The 14,275-nt window shown below is 56.7% G+C and carries 17 protein-coding genes; 4 read left to right on the top strand and 13 right to left on the bottom strand.

The window, feature by feature from the left end; translation table 11 throughout:
- Positions 1–8: 8 nt before the first annotated feature.
- From flgJ to flgB, 9 genes are read right to left on the bottom strand one after another with little or no spacing between them, the layout of a single operon-like run.
- On the bottom strand, positions 9–962 hold the full coding sequence (flgJ, locus tag ABFI50_RS17465) for a flagellar assembly peptidoglycan hydrolase FlgJ (protein WP_023332690.1): 954 nt from the start codon (positions 960–962) through the stop codon (positions 9–11).
- A complete protein-coding gene (locus ABFI50_RS17460) occupies positions 962–2,059 on the bottom strand; it encodes a flagellar basal body P-ring protein FlgI (RefSeq protein ID WP_014883366.1) in 1,098 nt (365 codons plus the stop codon). The genes flgJ and ABFI50_RS17460 overlap by 1 nt, the downstream gene beginning before the upstream one ends.
- Before the next feature lie 12 nt (positions 2,060–2,071).
- On the bottom strand, positions 2,072–2,770 hold the full coding sequence (flgH, locus tag ABFI50_RS17455; protein WP_003857987.1) for a flagellar basal body L-ring protein FlgH: 699 nt from the start codon (positions 2,768–2,770) through the stop codon (positions 2,072–2,074).
- A 57-nt stretch (positions 2,771–2,827) separates the two neighbouring features.
- Positions 2,828–3,610, bottom strand: a complete 783-nt coding sequence (gene flgG, locus ABFI50_RS17450) for a flagellar basal-body rod protein FlgG (protein ID WP_008500810.1) — start codon at positions 3,608–3,610, stop codon at positions 2,828–2,830.
- Positions 3,611–3,621: 11 nt separating this feature from the next.
- On the bottom strand, positions 3,622–4,377 hold the full coding sequence (locus tag ABFI50_RS17445; RefSeq protein WP_045281249.1) for a flagellar basal body rod protein FlgF: 756 nt from the start codon (positions 4,375–4,377) through the stop codon (positions 3,622–3,624).
- A gap of 20 nt (positions 4,378–4,397) precedes the next feature.
- Positions 4,398–5,606, bottom strand: coding sequence for a flagellar hook protein FlgE (gene flgE / locus ABFI50_RS17440; RefSeq protein WP_014883364.1), 1,209 nt, complete (start codon positions 5,604–5,606; stop codon positions 4,398–4,400).
- 26 nt (positions 5,607–5,632) lie between these two features.
- On the bottom strand, positions 5,633–6,343 hold the full coding sequence (flgD, locus tag ABFI50_RS17435) for a flagellar hook assembly protein FlgD (protein ID WP_248196425.1): 711 nt from the start codon (positions 6,341–6,343) through the stop codon (positions 5,633–5,635).
- An 11-nt stretch (positions 6,344–6,354) separates the two neighbouring features.
- Positions 6,355–6,759: a flagellar basal body rod protein FlgC gene (gene flgC / locus ABFI50_RS17430; protein ID WP_013097138.1), complete on the bottom strand. Its 405-nt coding sequence runs from the start codon at positions 6,757–6,759 to the stop codon at positions 6,355–6,357.
- Between the two features lie 3 nt (positions 6,760–6,762).
- Entirely contained in the window at positions 6,763–7,179 is a 417-nt protein-coding gene (gene flgB, locus ABFI50_RS17425) for a flagellar basal body rod protein FlgB (protein WP_014883362.1), read from the bottom strand.
- Between the two features lie 157 nt (positions 7,180–7,336).
- Between flgB and flgA the strand changes: the two genes are divergently transcribed.
- The 3 genes from flgA (at position 7,337) to flgN (ending at position 8,813) form a co-directional block, all read left to right on the top strand.
- Positions 7,337–7,996, top strand: a complete 660-nt coding sequence (gene flgA, locus ABFI50_RS17420) for a flagellar basal body P-ring formation chaperone FlgA (protein ID WP_347484645.1) — start codon at positions 7,337–7,339, stop codon at positions 7,994–7,996.
- A 93-nt stretch (positions 7,997–8,089) separates the two neighbouring features.
- On the top strand, positions 8,090–8,383 hold the full coding sequence (gene flgM / locus ABFI50_RS17415) for a flagellar biosynthesis anti-sigma factor FlgM (RefSeq protein ID WP_014883360.1): 294 nt from the start codon (positions 8,090–8,092) through the stop codon (positions 8,381–8,383).
- Positions 8,384–8,387: 4 nt separating this feature from the next.
- A complete protein-coding gene (gene flgN / locus ABFI50_RS17410) occupies positions 8,388–8,813 on the top strand; it encodes a flagella biosynthesis chaperone FlgN (RefSeq protein WP_014883359.1) in 426 nt (141 codons plus the stop codon).
- Between the two features lie 59 nt (positions 8,814–8,872).
- On the opposite strand, the gene murJ is transcribed toward flgN, so the two are convergent.
- The 4 genes from murJ to rimJ all read right to left on the bottom strand — a co-directional run bounded on the left by murJ (position 8,873) and on the right by rimJ (position 12,708).
- Positions 8,873–10,408, bottom strand: coding sequence for a murein biosynthesis integral membrane protein MurJ (gene murJ / locus ABFI50_RS17405; RefSeq protein WP_014883358.1), 1,536 nt, complete (start codon positions 10,406–10,408; stop codon positions 8,873–8,875).
- 129 nt (positions 10,409–10,537) lie between these two features.
- Positions 10,538–11,461, bottom strand: a complete 924-nt coding sequence (locus ABFI50_RS17400) for a Gfo/Idh/MocA family oxidoreductase (RefSeq protein WP_023332686.1) — start codon at positions 11,459–11,461, stop codon at positions 10,538–10,540.
- A gap of 2 nt (positions 11,462–11,463) precedes the next feature.
- Positions 11,464–12,114, bottom strand: coding sequence for a YceH family protein (locus ABFI50_RS17395; protein WP_071922382.1), 651 nt, complete (start codon positions 12,112–12,114; stop codon positions 11,464–11,466).
- Positions 12,115–12,123: 9 nt separating this feature from the next.
- A complete protein-coding gene (gene rimJ / locus ABFI50_RS17390) occupies positions 12,124–12,708 on the bottom strand; it encodes a ribosomal protein S5-alanine N-acetyltransferase (protein WP_014883355.1) in 585 nt (194 codons plus the stop codon).
- 236 nt (positions 12,709–12,944) lie between these two features.
- On the opposite strand from rimJ, the gene mdtH reads away from it, so the two are divergent.
- Positions 12,945–14,153 (top strand): multidrug efflux MFS transporter MdtH, encoded by a 1,209-nt coding sequence (gene mdtH / locus ABFI50_RS17385; RefSeq protein WP_014883354.1) that lies wholly within the window; start codon positions 12,945–12,947, stop codon positions 14,151–14,153.
- The last annotated feature ends 122 nt before the right edge of the window (positions 14,154–14,275 follow it).

Genomic DNA, 14,275 nt, shown 5'->3' with positions numbered 1-14,275 from the left:
GAGAACTTTCAGAACAGATTTTCAATATCTGTGCTATAGGCTTTACTGACCTTCTCGCCCATGGATTTCAGCTGCTGGATCATGCTGGTAAGCTTACGTGCGTAGTTCGGGTCGGTCGCGTAGCCTGCGTTTTGCAAGGCCTGAGCGCCCTGCTCCGCCGTCGCCGCCTGCGTAACGGCGGTATAACGTGGATTTCGGCTCAGCAGACCGACATAGTCGGACAATGCTTCCAGATAGGAGCTGTAAACACGGAATTTCGCTTTCACCTTCACCGCCGCACCGTTCTCGTATTCGGTGGTGGTGATCTCCGTTGTCGGTCCCTTCCAGCTGGAGGTGGCCTTCACGCCAAAGATGTTAAAGCTCGGGTCGCCGTTTTCCTTACGGATCTGGCGCTGGCCCCACCCGGATTCCAGCGCGGCCTGAGCCAGAATCAGATGGTGTGGCACACCGCTCTGCTCACTGGCAAGGCGGGCCGGCAGCGAAAGCTGCGCCAGAAAGTCTTTGCTGTCACCGGAGAGCGGCTCGTCGCTGCTCACCGTCGCCTTCGGTATCGCTTTACGCACCATTTGCGTCAGGGCCTGGTTCTGATAGCTGGTCACCGTTTGCAGGTCAAACTTCATCGGTACCTGCTGCGGCTCATCTTTCGGCTGGATCCCCTGCGCGGCTTCGGTCTGTTTGACTATCATGTCAGCCAGACCGAGGCCTTTACCGGCGGTCATCTGCTGCGCAATCTGCTGGTCATACATGCTGGTGTAAAGACGCGTTGAATCGCTGCTGAACATCCCGTCTTTCGGCAGGGTTTCACGCATGCTTTTCAGCATCATCTGTACAAACATCCCTTCCACCTGGCGGGCGACCGGGCGGATATTCGCCGCCGGGTCTTTACCTGCTTTGGTTTTCAGTTCGTTGAGCGACTGGGCATCCCAGGCGGCACTGGTCAACAGTTTGCTATCGGTCAGCATCAGATGATTTCCAGTTTGGCGCGCAGACAGCCTGCACTTTGCATGGACTGCAGAATGGACATCAGATCCATCGGCGTGGCACCCAGCGCATTCAGAGCACGCACGACGCTGTTCAGGTTGGCGCTGGAGCGTACGCTCTGCAGAGAACCACCGCTCTGACGTAAATCAATCTGCGTTTGTGGCGTCACCACCGTCTGGCCGCCACCAAATGGGGTATCCGGCTGGCTGACGTTGGCAGAACGGTTAACCGTCACGGAGAGGTTACCCTGCGCCACGGCGCAGCTATCCAGCGAGACTTCCCGGTTCATCACCACGGAGCCCGTACGGGAGTTGATGATCACTTTGGCATCCTGAACAGGGACGTTCACTTCCATATTCTGGATATCGGCCAGCATGCGCACCTGGTTGCTGCTGCCCGTGGAGGTACGGATCTGCACGGTACGGGCATCCAGCGCCGTCGCACTGCCATAGCCGCGGCTGCGGTTGATGGTGTCGGCGATCTGCTGCGCCATGGTGAAATCTTCGTTGTTCAGCTGCAGGTTGATGGTATTCCCGGCGCCGAACTGGGTCGGCAGTTCTCGCTCAATGATCGCGCCGTTGGTAATGCGTCCGCCGTTCAGCTGGTTCACCTGCACGCTGCTACCGCCAGCTGAGGCCCCCGCACCGCCGACCAGAATGTTACCCTGCGCCAGGGCATAGACCTGGCTGTCGACGCCTTTCAGGGGCGTCATCAGCAGCGTACCGCCGCGCAGGCTTTTGGCGTTCCCCATAGAGGAGACCACCACATCAATGGTCTGCCCCTGGCGTGCAAACGCCGGGTAAGAGGCCGTGACCATGACCGCAGCCACGTTTTTCAGCTGCATGTTGGTTCCCGCCGGAACGGTAATACCGAGCTGGGAAAGCATGTTGTTCAGGCTCTGCGTCGTGAATGGCGTCTGGGTTGTCTGGTCACCCGTACCGTCCAGCCCCACCACCAGGCCATAGCCAATCAGCGAGTTCTCGCGTACGCCCTGAACGCTGGTGAGATCGCGAATACGGTCAGCCTGGGCAAAGGTAGCCACCAGAACCAGCGCCACGGCGAAGATCGATTTAAACATGGGTCACCTCGCTTACATCGGCGATAAATTAAGGAAGAAGCGCTGCAGCCAACCCATATTTTGCGCTTCATTAATGTAGCCGTTACCGACGTACTCAATGCGCGCATCCGCCACCTGAGTGGACGGAACGGTGTTGGTGCCGCTGATGGTGCGTGGATTCACCACGCCCGAGAAGCGAATGAATTCAGTGCCCTGGTTAATGGCGATCTGTTTTTCACCCACAACGTGTAAGTTGCCGTTGACCAGCACCTGGTCAACCGTGACCGTCAGCGTACCGCTAAAGGTATTGCTGGCGTTCGCGCCACCTTTACCGTTAAAGGTATTGCCGCCGGAAGCCTCAACGTCCGCTCGCGCATTGCCGAAGAGCCCTTGCAGATAACGCGGTACGGTGTCAAAGCCAAAATTGGTTTTGCCATCGCGGCTGGCATTCGCCGACGAGCTCTTGCTCGCGCTGACGTTTTCCTGCAGAACAATGGTCAATGTATCGCCGACGTTACGCGGGCGGCGATCTTCAAACAGCGGCTGATAACCGTAATTAATCGGCTGCGCGGTCTGGAAAATAGAGCCGTTTACCACTGGCGCAGGGCCAGGAACGGGTTGGGCAGTCGTCGCACCCTGGACCAATGGTTTAGACGGGATCCAGGCACACCCGCTGAGGGTGACGGCCAGGACAGTCAGTATCGGATAACGAAACGCCGCGTTTTTTTGCATTGCCTTCATCTTCGAAAACAGGGAGCCGGTGCGGCGTTTACCGCACCGGGCTACACCTTAGAGTTGCGTCAGTTTTTGCAGCATCTGATCGGTCGTCGAGACTGCTTTACTGTTAATTTCATACGCGCGCTGAACCTGGATCATATTCACCAGCTCTTCCGCCACGTTCACGTTGGAGGTTTCTACATACCCCTGATACAGCAAACCCGCACCGTTCAGGCCAGGCGTGCTTTCATTTGGCGTACCGGAGGATTGCGTTTCGGTGTAGAGGTTCTCACCAATGCTTTCCAGACCGGTATCGTTCATGAAGGTGGTCAGGTTAAGCTGTCCGACCTGGACCGGCGCAGCCTGGCCCTGCTGGGTCACGCTGACCACACCGTCGCGGCCGATAGTAATGCTCAGGGCGTTCGCCGGAATGGTGATCGCAGGTTGAACCTGGAAACCGCCCGCCGTCACCAGCTGGCCGTTCTGATCGACCTGGAACGAGCCGTCACGGGTATAGGCAGAAGTACCGTCAGGCAACTGCACCTGGAAGAAACCCTGACCTTTGATTGCCACGTCTTTACTGTTGTTGGTCTGAGACAGGTTGCCCTGGCTGTGCAGACGCTCGGTGGCCACCGGGCGAACACCGGTACCGATCTGCAGACCTGACGGCAGCGTCGTCTGTTCAGAAGACTGCGCGCCCGGCTGACGGATGGTTTGATAAAGCAAATCTTCGAAAACGGCGCGCTGACGCTTGAAACCATTGGTGCTGACGTTTGCCAGGTTGTTGGCAATCACATCCATGTTGGTTTGCTGCGCGTCCAGGCCAGTTTTCGCGATCCATAAAGAACTGATCATAAAGAGTCCTGTTAACTCATAGACAGAAGTTGGTTAGCCTTGCCCGCGTTTTCATCCACGCTGCTGATAATTTTCATCTGCATTTCGAAACGACGGGCGCTGGCGATCATGTCGCTCATGGCGGCTACTGGCTTGACGTTACTGCCTTCCAGAACGCCGGACATCACGCGGATGCTCGGATCGGCCTGTAACGTAGCACCACGGGTAGCCTGAGCAGCCTGGGTCAGACGGAACATCCCGTCGTCACCACGCTGCACCTCTTTGCCTTCCGCTTTCACCAGTTTCAGTCGTCCGACAGGGGCAACGGTATTGGCCGGATCGCCCGGGTTCAACGCGGAGATGGTACCGTCAGCAGCGATGGTCAACTCAGAGCCTTCAGGCACCGTCAGCGGACCCGCTTCCCCCATCACCGGATGACCCTGAATCGTCAACTGGCCGGTTGCACTAACCTGGATATTCCCGTTACGGGTATAGCCTTCGCCGCCATCAGCGGTCTGCACCGCCAGCCAGCCGTCCTGCTGCAGCGCAACATCCAGCGGGCGTGAGGTGTAATCCATCTGCCCTGGCGTCATATCTGCGCCAGGGGTAGAGGCGGCGACCAGCGTACGGGTCGGCAGGGAAAGACCTTCTACCGGCACCGCGCGCAACGCATTCAGCTGCGCGCGAAAGCCCGGCGTCGAGGCGTTTGCCAGGTTGCTGGCAGTAACGGCCTGCTGATTGAGCGTCTGACTTGCCGCGCCCATCGCGGTATATATTGCGTGATCCATTGCGCTTTCCTGTTAGCCGCTTAACGCAGGTTAACCAGCGTGTTGAGGATCTGATCCTGGGTCTTGATGGTCTGCGCGTTCGACTGATAGTTACGTTGCGCGACAATCATGTTCACCAGCTCTTTACTCAGATCGACGTTTGAGGCTTCCAGCGCACCGTTGGTCAGCGTACCGAAGTTACCGCTTCCCGCCGTACCCAGCAGCGCCACGCCGGAGGACTGGGTAGCCGACCAGACGTTATCGCCTTCAGACTTCAGGCCTTCGTTGTTGGCGAAGTTTGCCAGCACGATCTGACCCAGCACCTGAGTCTGTTCGTTGGAATAGTTCCCCACCACGGTACCGTCATCGTTGATCTGATAGCTCACCAGATCGCCCGGCTTGAAGCCGTTCTGGCTGGTCGCCACGATATTGTTTGCGCCGGTGTTCTGCTGCATAGAGTTAGCAAAACTCATGGCGAAGGTCGCAGGGGTCGCACCCGGGATGGTCCCGGTCGTCAGGTTGATGTTTCCACCACCGGTCAACGTCCCGTTATTATCGAAGGTCAGCGTGGTGGCCAGTGCCGCCGTGCTGCCTGCCACGCTACCGTCCTGGGCATACACTTTCCAGGAGTTGGCCGGAGTCGCATCTTTGACGTAAAACAGGTTCATGTTGTGCGCATTACCCTGGCTATCAAAGACGGTTACCGTGCCTTTTTTGTTGTAGGTATCCGGGTTAGCCGGATCAAAGGCGGTGGTCGGTGCGGTGTCGGTGGAATTGAGGTTAATCTGCTGGGAAGCCGTGGAGGTGGACTTCGCGGCCATCAGCGTGGTCGGGATATTAATCGCCTGTGGATTCGCACCGGTCTGAACCGTTGATGGCGTGCCGGCAACCGGATAACCGGTTAATTGCATCCCCTGCATGTTCACCAGGTTACGGTTCTCGTCCAGCTTAAACTGGCCGTTACGGCTGTAGAACACCGAGCCGTTTGCATCGACCATACGGAAGAAACCGTTCTGGCTGATGGCAACGTCCAGGCCGCGCCCGGTATTGGTGGTGGTGCCGTCAGTAAAGTCCTGAGTGATGCCCGCAACTTTGACGCCCAGACCCACTTTGGAACCGGCAAACATGTCTGCAAAGGAAGCAGAACCGGATTTAAAACCATAGGTCGCGGAGTTGGCGATGTTGTTGCCAATGACATCCAGGTTGGTGGCCGCAGCATTCAGGCCGCTGACCGCTTGAGAAAAGGCCATGACTTACTCCTGATAAGTGTTAAGGCTTAGATAATCTGCCGAACTTCGTCGAGTGTGGTGGTACCTGAGGTACCCAAATCCAGTTTGTTGCCCTCGCCCCCTCTAATCACGCCCTGAACCAGCGCGAACTGCAGCGGCTGCGCCACCAGCTGGGTTGTCCCGTTGCTGGCGCTAATCGCGACTTTGTAGGAGCCATTTGGTGCTTTGGTGCCGTCCGCCAGGCTGCCATCCCAGGTAAAGGTATGAACGCCCGCCTTCAGCTCACCAATGTCGATGGTGCGAACCACCGCGCCGGTCGAGTCGGTGATCGTCGCAGTCACTTTGTCAGCGGCCTGCTGCAATTCAACGCCAAACGGGGTCGTCGTGGTGGTCGAGGTACCGTCTGTGGTGCTGGTGCCAGCAAGAATAGTGGTGCCCGGGATCATTACCCCGTGACCAATCAGGCTGGCCGCCTGCAGAGACTGGCTGCTGTTAATCTGGCCGGAGACGGAACCCAGGGTCGTGTTAAGTTTCTCAATGCCGCTCACGGTACTGATCTGCGCAAGCTGCGTCGTCAGTTCGTTGTTCTGCATTGGGTTCGTGGGATCCTGGTTCTTCAGCTGAGCCACCAGCAGCGTCAGAAAGCTGCTCTGCAAATCGGAGGCGTTACTTCCCGTCAGGGAGCTGGAGCTTGTCGAACTTTGGGTGTTATTAACACCCGTGTTCGTGGGATCATTCACATTGACGGCGATGGACATGCGTGTCTCCTTTACTGGCCGAGAGTGAGTGTTTTGAGCATCATGCTCTTCACGGTATTAAGCACTTCGACGTTCGCCTGGTAGCTACGAGAGGCCGACATGGAGTTCACCATCTCACCTACCACATCCACGTTTGGCATCTTCACGTATCCGTTAGCGTCCGCAAGCGGGTTACCGGGCTCATACACCAGCTTGTCCGGCGCCTGGCTCTCTACCACGTCAGACACCTTCACGCCGCCCGTGGCCGCACCGGGCGCCGCATCGACCTGAAAGACGACCTGTTTGGCACGGTAAGGCTGTCCGTCAGGTCCGGTCACGCTGTCGGCGTTCGCCAGGTTACTGGCCGCCACGTTCAGACGTTTGGACTGAGCGGTTAACGCCGAACCGGCGATATCAAAAATGTTCAGCAAGGCCATTTATCAGTTGCCCCCCTGCAGGACGTTCATCATGCCTTTGATTTGTCCGCCGAGTAGGGTCAGGCCCGTCTGGTATTTCAGGCTGTTATCGGCGAACTGCGTACGCTCCCGGTCCATATCCACGGTGTTACCGTCGAGTGATGGCTGGTCGGGGATGCGATAAAGTAAATCGGTCGCTGGCGCGGTCATCGCCTGAGCAGGAATATGGCGAGAGGATGTCATGGCAAGTGCAACACCCGTTCCTTCGGCACGTCCACGCTCCATCACCTTTTTGAGTTCACTGGAAAAATCAATATCGCGCGCCTGATACCCGGGCGTATCGGCGTTAGCGATGTTGGCGGCTAAAATCTCCTGCCGCTGGGCGCGTAAATTGAGCGCTTCCTGCTGAAAACGTAACGCGGCGTCGAGTTTATCGAGCATGTCTCCTCCGCTGATGGCAAAATTTCAGTTCACAGCTTAAATCTCACCCGGTCTCCCCTATCGACGGAATAAGCGCAAAATGCGTCGCTATTTATTCCGTTGATGCAAAACCACTGCAGGTAGAATTCAGTCAACTCTGGAAACGGTGGAACTTGCGATGCAAACGTTAAAACGTGGTCTGGTGGCGGCTTTCTTGCTGTTTAGCCCTCTGGTGCAGGCTGAAGGTTTACAGGATCAGTTAACGGCTTTCTTTGCGGAAAAGCTGGCAGGCTTTAGCGATGACGTTACCGTTACCGTACGTACGCCCCCGAATCTGTACCCCACCTGTGAGCAACCGTCATTCAGCGTCACGGGAACCACGAAGCTGTGGGGCAATGTGAACGTGCTGGCTCGCTGCGCCAACGAAAAACGCTATTTACAGGTTGCCGTTCAGGCGACGGGCAATTATGTTGTTGCCGCCGTGCCTATTGCGCGTGGCAGCCTGCTGCAGGCAAACAGCGTGACGTTGAAGCGCGGGCGCCTGGATCAGCTCCCGCCACGGACAATGCTGGAAATGAACCAGGCACAGGATGCCGTCAGCCTGCGCGATGTTGTGCCAGGCCAGCCGATTCAGCTTTCAATGCTGCGCCAGGCATGGCGTGTCAAAGCGGGACAGCAGGTGATGGTTGTGGCCAACGGAGACGGCTTTAGCATCAACAGTGAAGGGAAAGCGTTAAACAATGCCGCGGTCGCGCAAAACGCCCGCGTCAGAATGTCCTCAGGCCAGGTGGTGAGCGGAACCGTCGATTCTGATGGGAATATTCTGATTAACCTATAATCTTTTTAAAGATTTCGCGGCGCGTGCCGATAAATATTCAACTAATGATGATGTCAGGCGCAAACGCCGCGAACCCTCGATGAGGACAACACTATGAGCATTGATCGTACATCAGCCCTGAAGCCGGTAAGCGCTGTACAGCCTCGCGAAACGAATGACGCTACCCCTCAGAAAACGCGTCTGGAAAAACCGTCAACGTCTAACAGCACCAGCGTGACGCTGAGCGATGCCCAGGCAAAACTGATGCAGCCCGGCAGCAACGATATCAATATGGAACGTGTGGAAGCGCTGAAAACGGCAATTCGTAACGGCGAGCTGAAAATGGACACCAGCAAAATCGCTGACGCCCTGATTCAGGAAGCACAGAGTTTCTTACAGAGTAACTAACCGTATGAGTCGACTGTCAGAAATACTGGATCACATGACGGTTGTCCTGAACGACCTGAAAACGGTAATGGACGCTGAACAGCAGCACCTCTCTTCCGGTAACATCAACGGCAGTGCGCTGCAGCGGATTACTGAGGATAAGAGTTCGCTTCTGGCGACGCTGGATTATCTGGAGCAGCAACGACGCGCTGAGCAGGATCCTAAGCGCAGCGCCAATGACGATATTGTTGAGCGCTGGCAGACCATAACGGAAAAAACCCAGCACCTGCGCGACCTCAACCAGCATAACGGCTGGCTGCTTGAAGGCCAGATAGAGCGTAATCAGCAGGCGCTTGAGGTGTTGAAGCCGCATAAAGAAACCGGACTTTACGGTGCGGATGGTCAGACAGCGACGGCGCGCATTGCGGGTGTGAAAAAGATTTCGATTTGACGCATATGCGGCAAATCATGCAGTGGGGAGCACCCTAAGGTGAACTCCCCTTTTGGCGTTTATGCCGTACGGCGGGCAAACTCTTTCACTTTGAAGCCCAGTACGGCGAGCGTGGCAAAGTAAGCTACCACCCCGACGCCCACCACGGCCATCAGCCGCATCAGACGATAAGGCATCGTGCCCTGGGACCACTCTGGCATAATATGCATCATCCCGAGTAATGCCGCAGACATCACCAGTACTGCAATAATCAACCGCACAAGGAAGCTCGCCCAGCCCGGCTGCGGCGTAAAGATATCCTGCTTGCGCAGTTGCCAGTACAACAGCCCGGCATTCAGACAGGCCGCCAGACCAATAGACAGCGACAGACCGGCATGCTTCAGCGGGCCGATAAACGCCAGGTTCATCAGCTGCGTCATAATCAGCGTCACAATGGCAATTTTCACCGGCGTTTTAATGTCCTGACGCGAGTAGAACCCCGGAGCCAGCACCTTGACGACAATCAGCCCCATCAAGCCGACGGAGTAGGCAATCAGCGCCCGCTGGGTCATCGCGGCGTCAAAGGCAGTGAATTTACCGTACTGGAACAGGGACACCGTCAGCGGCTTGGCCAGAATCCCCAGCGCCACCGCACTTGGCAATGCCAGCAGGAAGCAGAGACGTAACCCCCAGTCCATCAGGCGGCAGTATTCATCATGGTTGCCGCTGGCAAAGCTTTTTGACAGCGACGGCAGCAGGATGGTCCCCAGCGCCACGCCCAGCACACCGGATGGAAACTCCATCAGACGGTCCGCGTAGTACATCCACGACACAGAGCCCGACACCAGGAAAGAGGCAAAGATGGTGTTGATGATAAGCGAGATCTGGCTGACGGAGACGCCAAGAATGGCGGGCCCCATCTGCTTAATCACGCGCATCGCGCCGGCATCTTTGAGATTAATGCGCGGCAGCACCAGCATACCGATTTTCTTCAGGTGCGGCAGCTGATACGCCAGCTGCAGCACGCCGCCCACGGTTACCGCCCAGGCCAGCGCCAGTACCGGTGGGTTGAAATGCGGCGCGGCGAACAGGGCAAAACCGATCATGCTGACGTTAAGGAACGTCGGCGCAAACGCCGGAACGGAGAAACGGTTCCAGGTGTTCAGTATCGCCCCCACCAGCGAGGCCAGCGAGATCAGCAGAATATAGGGGAAGGTAATGCGCAGCAGCTGCGAGGTCAGTGCAAATTTATCAGCCGTATCGGCAAAACCGGGGGCGGTCACCAGAATCACCCACGGCGCGGCCAGCATCCCGATAACGGTCACCACGGCCAGCGCCAGGGTCAGTAGCCCAGAGACGTAAGAGACAAAAACGCGGGTCGCATCCTCGCCCTGCTTGCTTTTATATTCCGCGAGAATAGGCACAAATGCCTGCGAAAATGCCCCTTCCGCAAAAATACGACGCAACAGATTTGGCAATTTGAACGCGACGAAAAAGGCGTCCGTCGCCATTCCTGCACCAAAAACCCTTGCCACAATCGCGTCACGTGCAAAGCCCAGCACGCGAGAAAACATGGTCATCGAGCTGACTGCCGCCAGCGATTTTAATAAGTTCATTAACGTGAATTTCCAGAACCATACGGATTTGTAGGCCGGGTTAGCGTAAGCGCCACCCGGCAAAGCCAACAAGCGGCGCTTAGTCTAACCGGATTTCATCGAATTACTATCGGCAGATGTTACAGCGAATTATTCACTCATGGCATCGCGCCAGAGTCTTTCCACAATGCGCTGCGCCAGAATGGCCTGCTCGCCGGACGTTTCAGGAACCGTCTGATTTTGCACACAGGTGATGAAGTGACGGGCACATCCTGCGAAACCACGCTGCTCAAGCGTACTTTGCCACCCGGGTGCAGGAGGCGTAACAACGCCATTGCCCTTCTCTTCGCGCCACTCGCGCATATCGGTAATGTCATACAGCGCACCGTCGGTGACGGCCTGAACGAACTCACGCTGGCTGCCCGCGCGACGGTGCATACTGGTGGTAATCTGAAGATGCTCAACGGCAAAATGGTGTTCCGCGTACACCATCTCCCCTCGTTCGTTAGTGACCAGGGTGCCGCTTTTCAGCTGTGCATTACCGTTGCTCAGCCACAGCGCGGTATCCACCACGTGAAGATAATCATCAAGAAGGGTAAAACGCAGATCGTTCGGCCCTACGCTGTCGGTACGATGCTTATCCATACGCAGCGAAGCCATATTGCCGGACTGCGCTTTCAGCTGCTGGTAAAGCGGCGCAAAGCGGCGGTTAAACCCCACCATCAGGGTCAGGTTTTTACGCGCCGCCAGATCAATCAGGCGTTCGGCGTCCTGTACGTTTTCCGCCAGCGGTTTATCCACGCAGACGTGGACGCCCGCATTGAGCAGCTCGCTGACCACCTGATAGTGGGTGGCCGTGGAGGTATGCACAAAGACGGCGTCACACTCGCGGGCCAGATCCTGCAGCGAGGCGGCATACGGAATGCGCCAGGTTGCGCAGATACGCTCTGCTTTTTCACGGCCAGGAGACCATGCGCCTTGCAGTGTCCAGTCGGTCGCAGCCCCTAAAACCGGTAGCCAGGCTTTTTGCGCTATTCCGCCCAGCCCCACGACGCCAATGCGTAATTTTTTCACCGTCAGTCTCCCAAATGTGCCAGTAATGCATCCAGACGTTGTTTCAACCCGGCGACCTCTCCTTCCAGAGCCTCCACACGGGCAACCAAATCGTCATCGCCAGCGGTTATATCGGTTACAGGAGACGTAACTGAAATATCAACGTCACCGCAGAAGAGATGCATATAGCGGCTTTCACGTTTACCCGGCTCGCGGGCCAGACGGACAACGTACGGGCCATCTTCACGTGCGGCCAGCCCCTCCAGCGTCTGCTCAACTTCCTGCATGTCGCTAAACTCATGCATACGGGAAGCACGCGTGCGCAGCTCCCCTGGCGTCTGCGCCCCGCGCAACAGCAGCGTAGTAACGACCGCCACTTCGGCGCTGCTCAGCTTCAGGTCGCCAAATTCGGAGTTACAGAAACGCTGTTCGTATTTGGTCACGCGGTTACCGAAGCCGCTGACGGTGCGCAGATAGTGGCGTTTTACCAGCGCATCCAGCACGTCCTGAACGTCATGCTCGCTGAGGTTCATCACCGGCTCACGGTTCGTTTTTTGGTTACAGGCCATGGTCACGGCGTTAACAGAAAGCGGATACTGTTCCGGCGTGGTGACCTGTTTTTCGAGTAAGCACCCAATCACGCGCGCTTCTGTACCGTTTAGCTGATACTTCATCTTTTCTCCTTAACGACCTGCAGTCCAGTCACGGGTGGTTAACGCCGTCAGCACGTGGTCACGCCACTCGCCGTCTATCAACAAATAGTCTTTGGCGTAACCTTCTTTCTCGAACCCTAAGCGCGCCAGTAAATTTCCGCTGCGCTGATTATGCGGCATATAGTTCGCCATAATGCGATGAATGTGTTGCGTACGTTGCATATAGCGGATTGCCGCCGTTAACGCCTCGTACATCAGCCCCTGCCCCTGCCATTTCTGACCGATGGAGTAGCCAAGGTAACAGGCGTGAAACGACCCGCGCACCACATTCGAGAAATTGGCGATCCCGATAATTTCTTTCTCTTCTGGATCCAGCAACGCAAAATAAAACGCGCTACCCTGCTTATGAAATTCCGCAATCATGCTGAGGCGCGCCTGCCAGCCGGAGGGGTAACAATGGCTCTCATCCCGAACGGGTTCCCAGGGTTTTAAAAACTGGCGATTCTCGGCGTAATAATCCGCCAGACGCCAGGCATCACGCTCATGCACCAGACGAACGACCAGCCGGTCCGTTGTCAGACGCACTTTTGGCACATTACTGCGATAGCCAAACATCAATACCACTCCTTCCCGTCACTTCAGCTTGCCCATTAGCTTTACTATACCTGCGCCCGTGCCGTCTGTGAAAACAGTGACATACCATTTTCACCTCTTTTCACCTTTTTCAATGAAAACTCTCTATCAAAGCACCCTTTTGATAAAAAAATATTGTCGCGTCCAGGGGTGGGAAAAAACGTGGCGACACCGCAGAATGTTAGCGTGCTCACCTTCTTATTTTCCCTGGAGGGAAAATGTCCCGCGTATCACAGGCGAGGAGCCTGGGTAAATATTTCCTGTTAGTCGATAACATGCTGGTCGTGCTCGGCTTTTTTGTCGTGTTCCCTCTCATCTCGATCCGCTTTGTCGATCAAATGGGCTGGGCGGCGGTAATGGTCGGTATTGCCCTGGGACTGCGTCAGTTTGTCCAGCAGGGTCTGGGCGTCTTTGGCGGCGCGATCGCTGACCGCTTTGGCGCTAAACCGATGATCGTGACCGGTATGCTGCTCCGCGCGGCAGGCTTTGCCACGATGGCCGTAGCCCACGAGCCCTGGCTGCTCTGGTTTTCCTGCTTCCTCTCCGGTATCGGCGGCACGCTGTTTGACCCGCCCCGTACCGCGCTGGTGGTGAAGCTGATTCGCCCGCAGCACCGGGGGCGTTTCTTCTCCATTCTGATGATGCAGGACAGTGCCGGCGCGGTGGTTGGCGCATTGCTGGGAAGCTGGCTGCTGCAGTACGATTTCCGTCTGGTCTGTGCGGCCGGGGCGGTACTCTTTATTCTGTGCGCGCTGTTTAACGGTCTCTATCTTCCCGCCTGGAAACTGTCGACGGTAAAAGCGCCGGTGCGCGAAGGGCTAGGTCGCGTGCTTCGCGACAAGCGTTTTGTCACCTACGTATTGACCCTGACCGGGTATTACATGCTGGCCGTGCAGGTGATGCTGATGCTGCCGATCATGGTAAACGATATTGCGGGCACGCCTGCTGCCGTTAAATGGATGTACGCCATTGAAGCCTGCCTGTCACTGACGCTGCTCTACCCCATCGCCCGCTGGAGCGAACGGCGTTTTCGCCTGGAACATCGCCTGATGGCCGGGCTGTTTCTGATGACGCTGAGCATGATGCCGATCGGTCTGGTGAGCTCGCTCCAGCAGCTGTTTACGCTGATTTGCACCTTCTATATCGGCTCCATCATCGCCGAGCCCGCCCGGGAAACGCTGAGCGCCTCGCTTGCGGACGCGCGTGCCCGCGGCAGCTATATGGGATTCAGCCGACTCGGTCTGGCCTTTGGTGGCGCGTTAGGCTACACCGGCGGCGGCTGGCTGTTCGATGCCGGTAAAGCGCTGAATCAACCGGAACTGCCGTGGATGATGCTCGGCGCAGTGGGCTTTATGACGTTACTGGCCCTCTGGTGGCAGTTCAGCCAGAAGCGCAGCGCGAGCGGTATGCTCGAGCCCGGCGCATAATCCTTCTCGTTGGCGGGAGAACTCTCCCGCCTCACTTCTCAGTATTTTCTGCTGGTTTCTGCCATTTCACACTGACATACTGACGCTACAGGACAGAAGCGCCGATTTTTCGTTGAGGAACA

It is taken from the genome of Enterobacter sp. HNDS-6, assembly GCF_039850505.1.
Taxonomy (GTDB): domain Bacteria; phylum Pseudomonadota; class Gammaproteobacteria; order Enterobacterales; family Enterobacteriaceae; genus Enterobacter; species Enterobacter kobei.
The sequence above is the reverse complement of the archived record's forward strand: the minus strand, read 5'-3'. Positions and strand labels throughout refer to the sequence as shown.

Excerpts from the sequence above, each read along its gene's own strand:
- flgJ (WP_023332690.1), bottom strand. The coding sequence starts at position 962 with ATGCTGACCGATAGCAAACTGTTGACCAGTGCCGCCTGGGATGCCCAG.
- ABFI50_RS17460 (WP_014883366.1), bottom strand. The coding sequence starts at position 2,059 with ATGTTTAAATCGATCTTCGCCGTGGCGCTGGTTCTGGTGGCTACCTTT.
- flgH (WP_003857987.1), bottom strand. The coding sequence starts at position 2,770 with ATGCAAAAAAACGCGGCGTTTCGTTATCCGATACTGACTGTCCTGGCC.
- flgG (WP_008500810.1), bottom strand. The coding sequence starts at position 3,610 with ATGATCAGTTCTTTATGGATCGCGAAAACTGGCCTGGACGCGCAGCAA.
- ABFI50_RS17445 (WP_045281249.1), bottom strand. The coding sequence starts at position 4,377 with ATGGATCACGCAATATATACCGCGATGGGCGCGGCAAGTCAGACGCTC.
- flgE (WP_014883364.1), bottom strand. The coding sequence starts at position 5,606 with ATGGCCTTTTCTCAAGCGGTCAGCGGCCTGAATGCTGCGGCCACCAAC.
- flgD (WP_248196425.1), bottom strand. The coding sequence starts at position 6,343 with ATGTCCATCGCCGTCAATGTGAATGATCCCACGAACACGGGTGTTAAT.
- flgC (WP_013097138.1), bottom strand. The coding sequence starts at position 6,759 with ATGGCCTTGCTGAACATTTTTGATATCGCCGGTTCGGCGTTAACCGCT.
- flgB (WP_014883362.1), bottom strand. The coding sequence starts at position 7,179 with ATGCTCGATAAACTCGACGCCGCGTTACGTTTTCAGCAGGAAGCGCTC.
- flgA (WP_347484645.1), top strand. The coding sequence starts at position 7,337 with ATGCAAACGTTAAAACGTGGTCTGGTGGCGGCTTTCTTGCTGTTTAGC.
- flgM (WP_014883360.1), top strand. The coding sequence starts at position 8,090 with ATGAGCATTGATCGTACATCAGCCCTGAAGCCGGTAAGCGCTGTACAG.
- flgN (WP_014883359.1), top strand. The coding sequence starts at position 8,388 with ATGAGTCGACTGTCAGAAATACTGGATCACATGACGGTTGTCCTGAAC.
- murJ (WP_014883358.1), bottom strand. The coding sequence starts at position 10,408 with ATGAACTTATTAAAATCGCTGGCGGCAGTCAGCTCGATGACCATGTTT.
- ABFI50_RS17395 (WP_071922382.1), bottom strand. The coding sequence starts at position 12,114 with ATGAAGTATCAGCTAAACGGTACAGAAGCGCGCGTGATTGGGTGCTTA.
- rimJ (WP_014883355.1), bottom strand. The coding sequence starts at position 12,708 with ATGTTTGGCTATCGCAGTAATGTGCCAAAAGTGCGTCTGACAACGGAC.
- mdtH (WP_014883354.1), top strand. The coding sequence starts at position 12,945 with ATGTCCCGCGTATCACAGGCGAGGAGCCTGGGTAAATATTTCCTGTTA.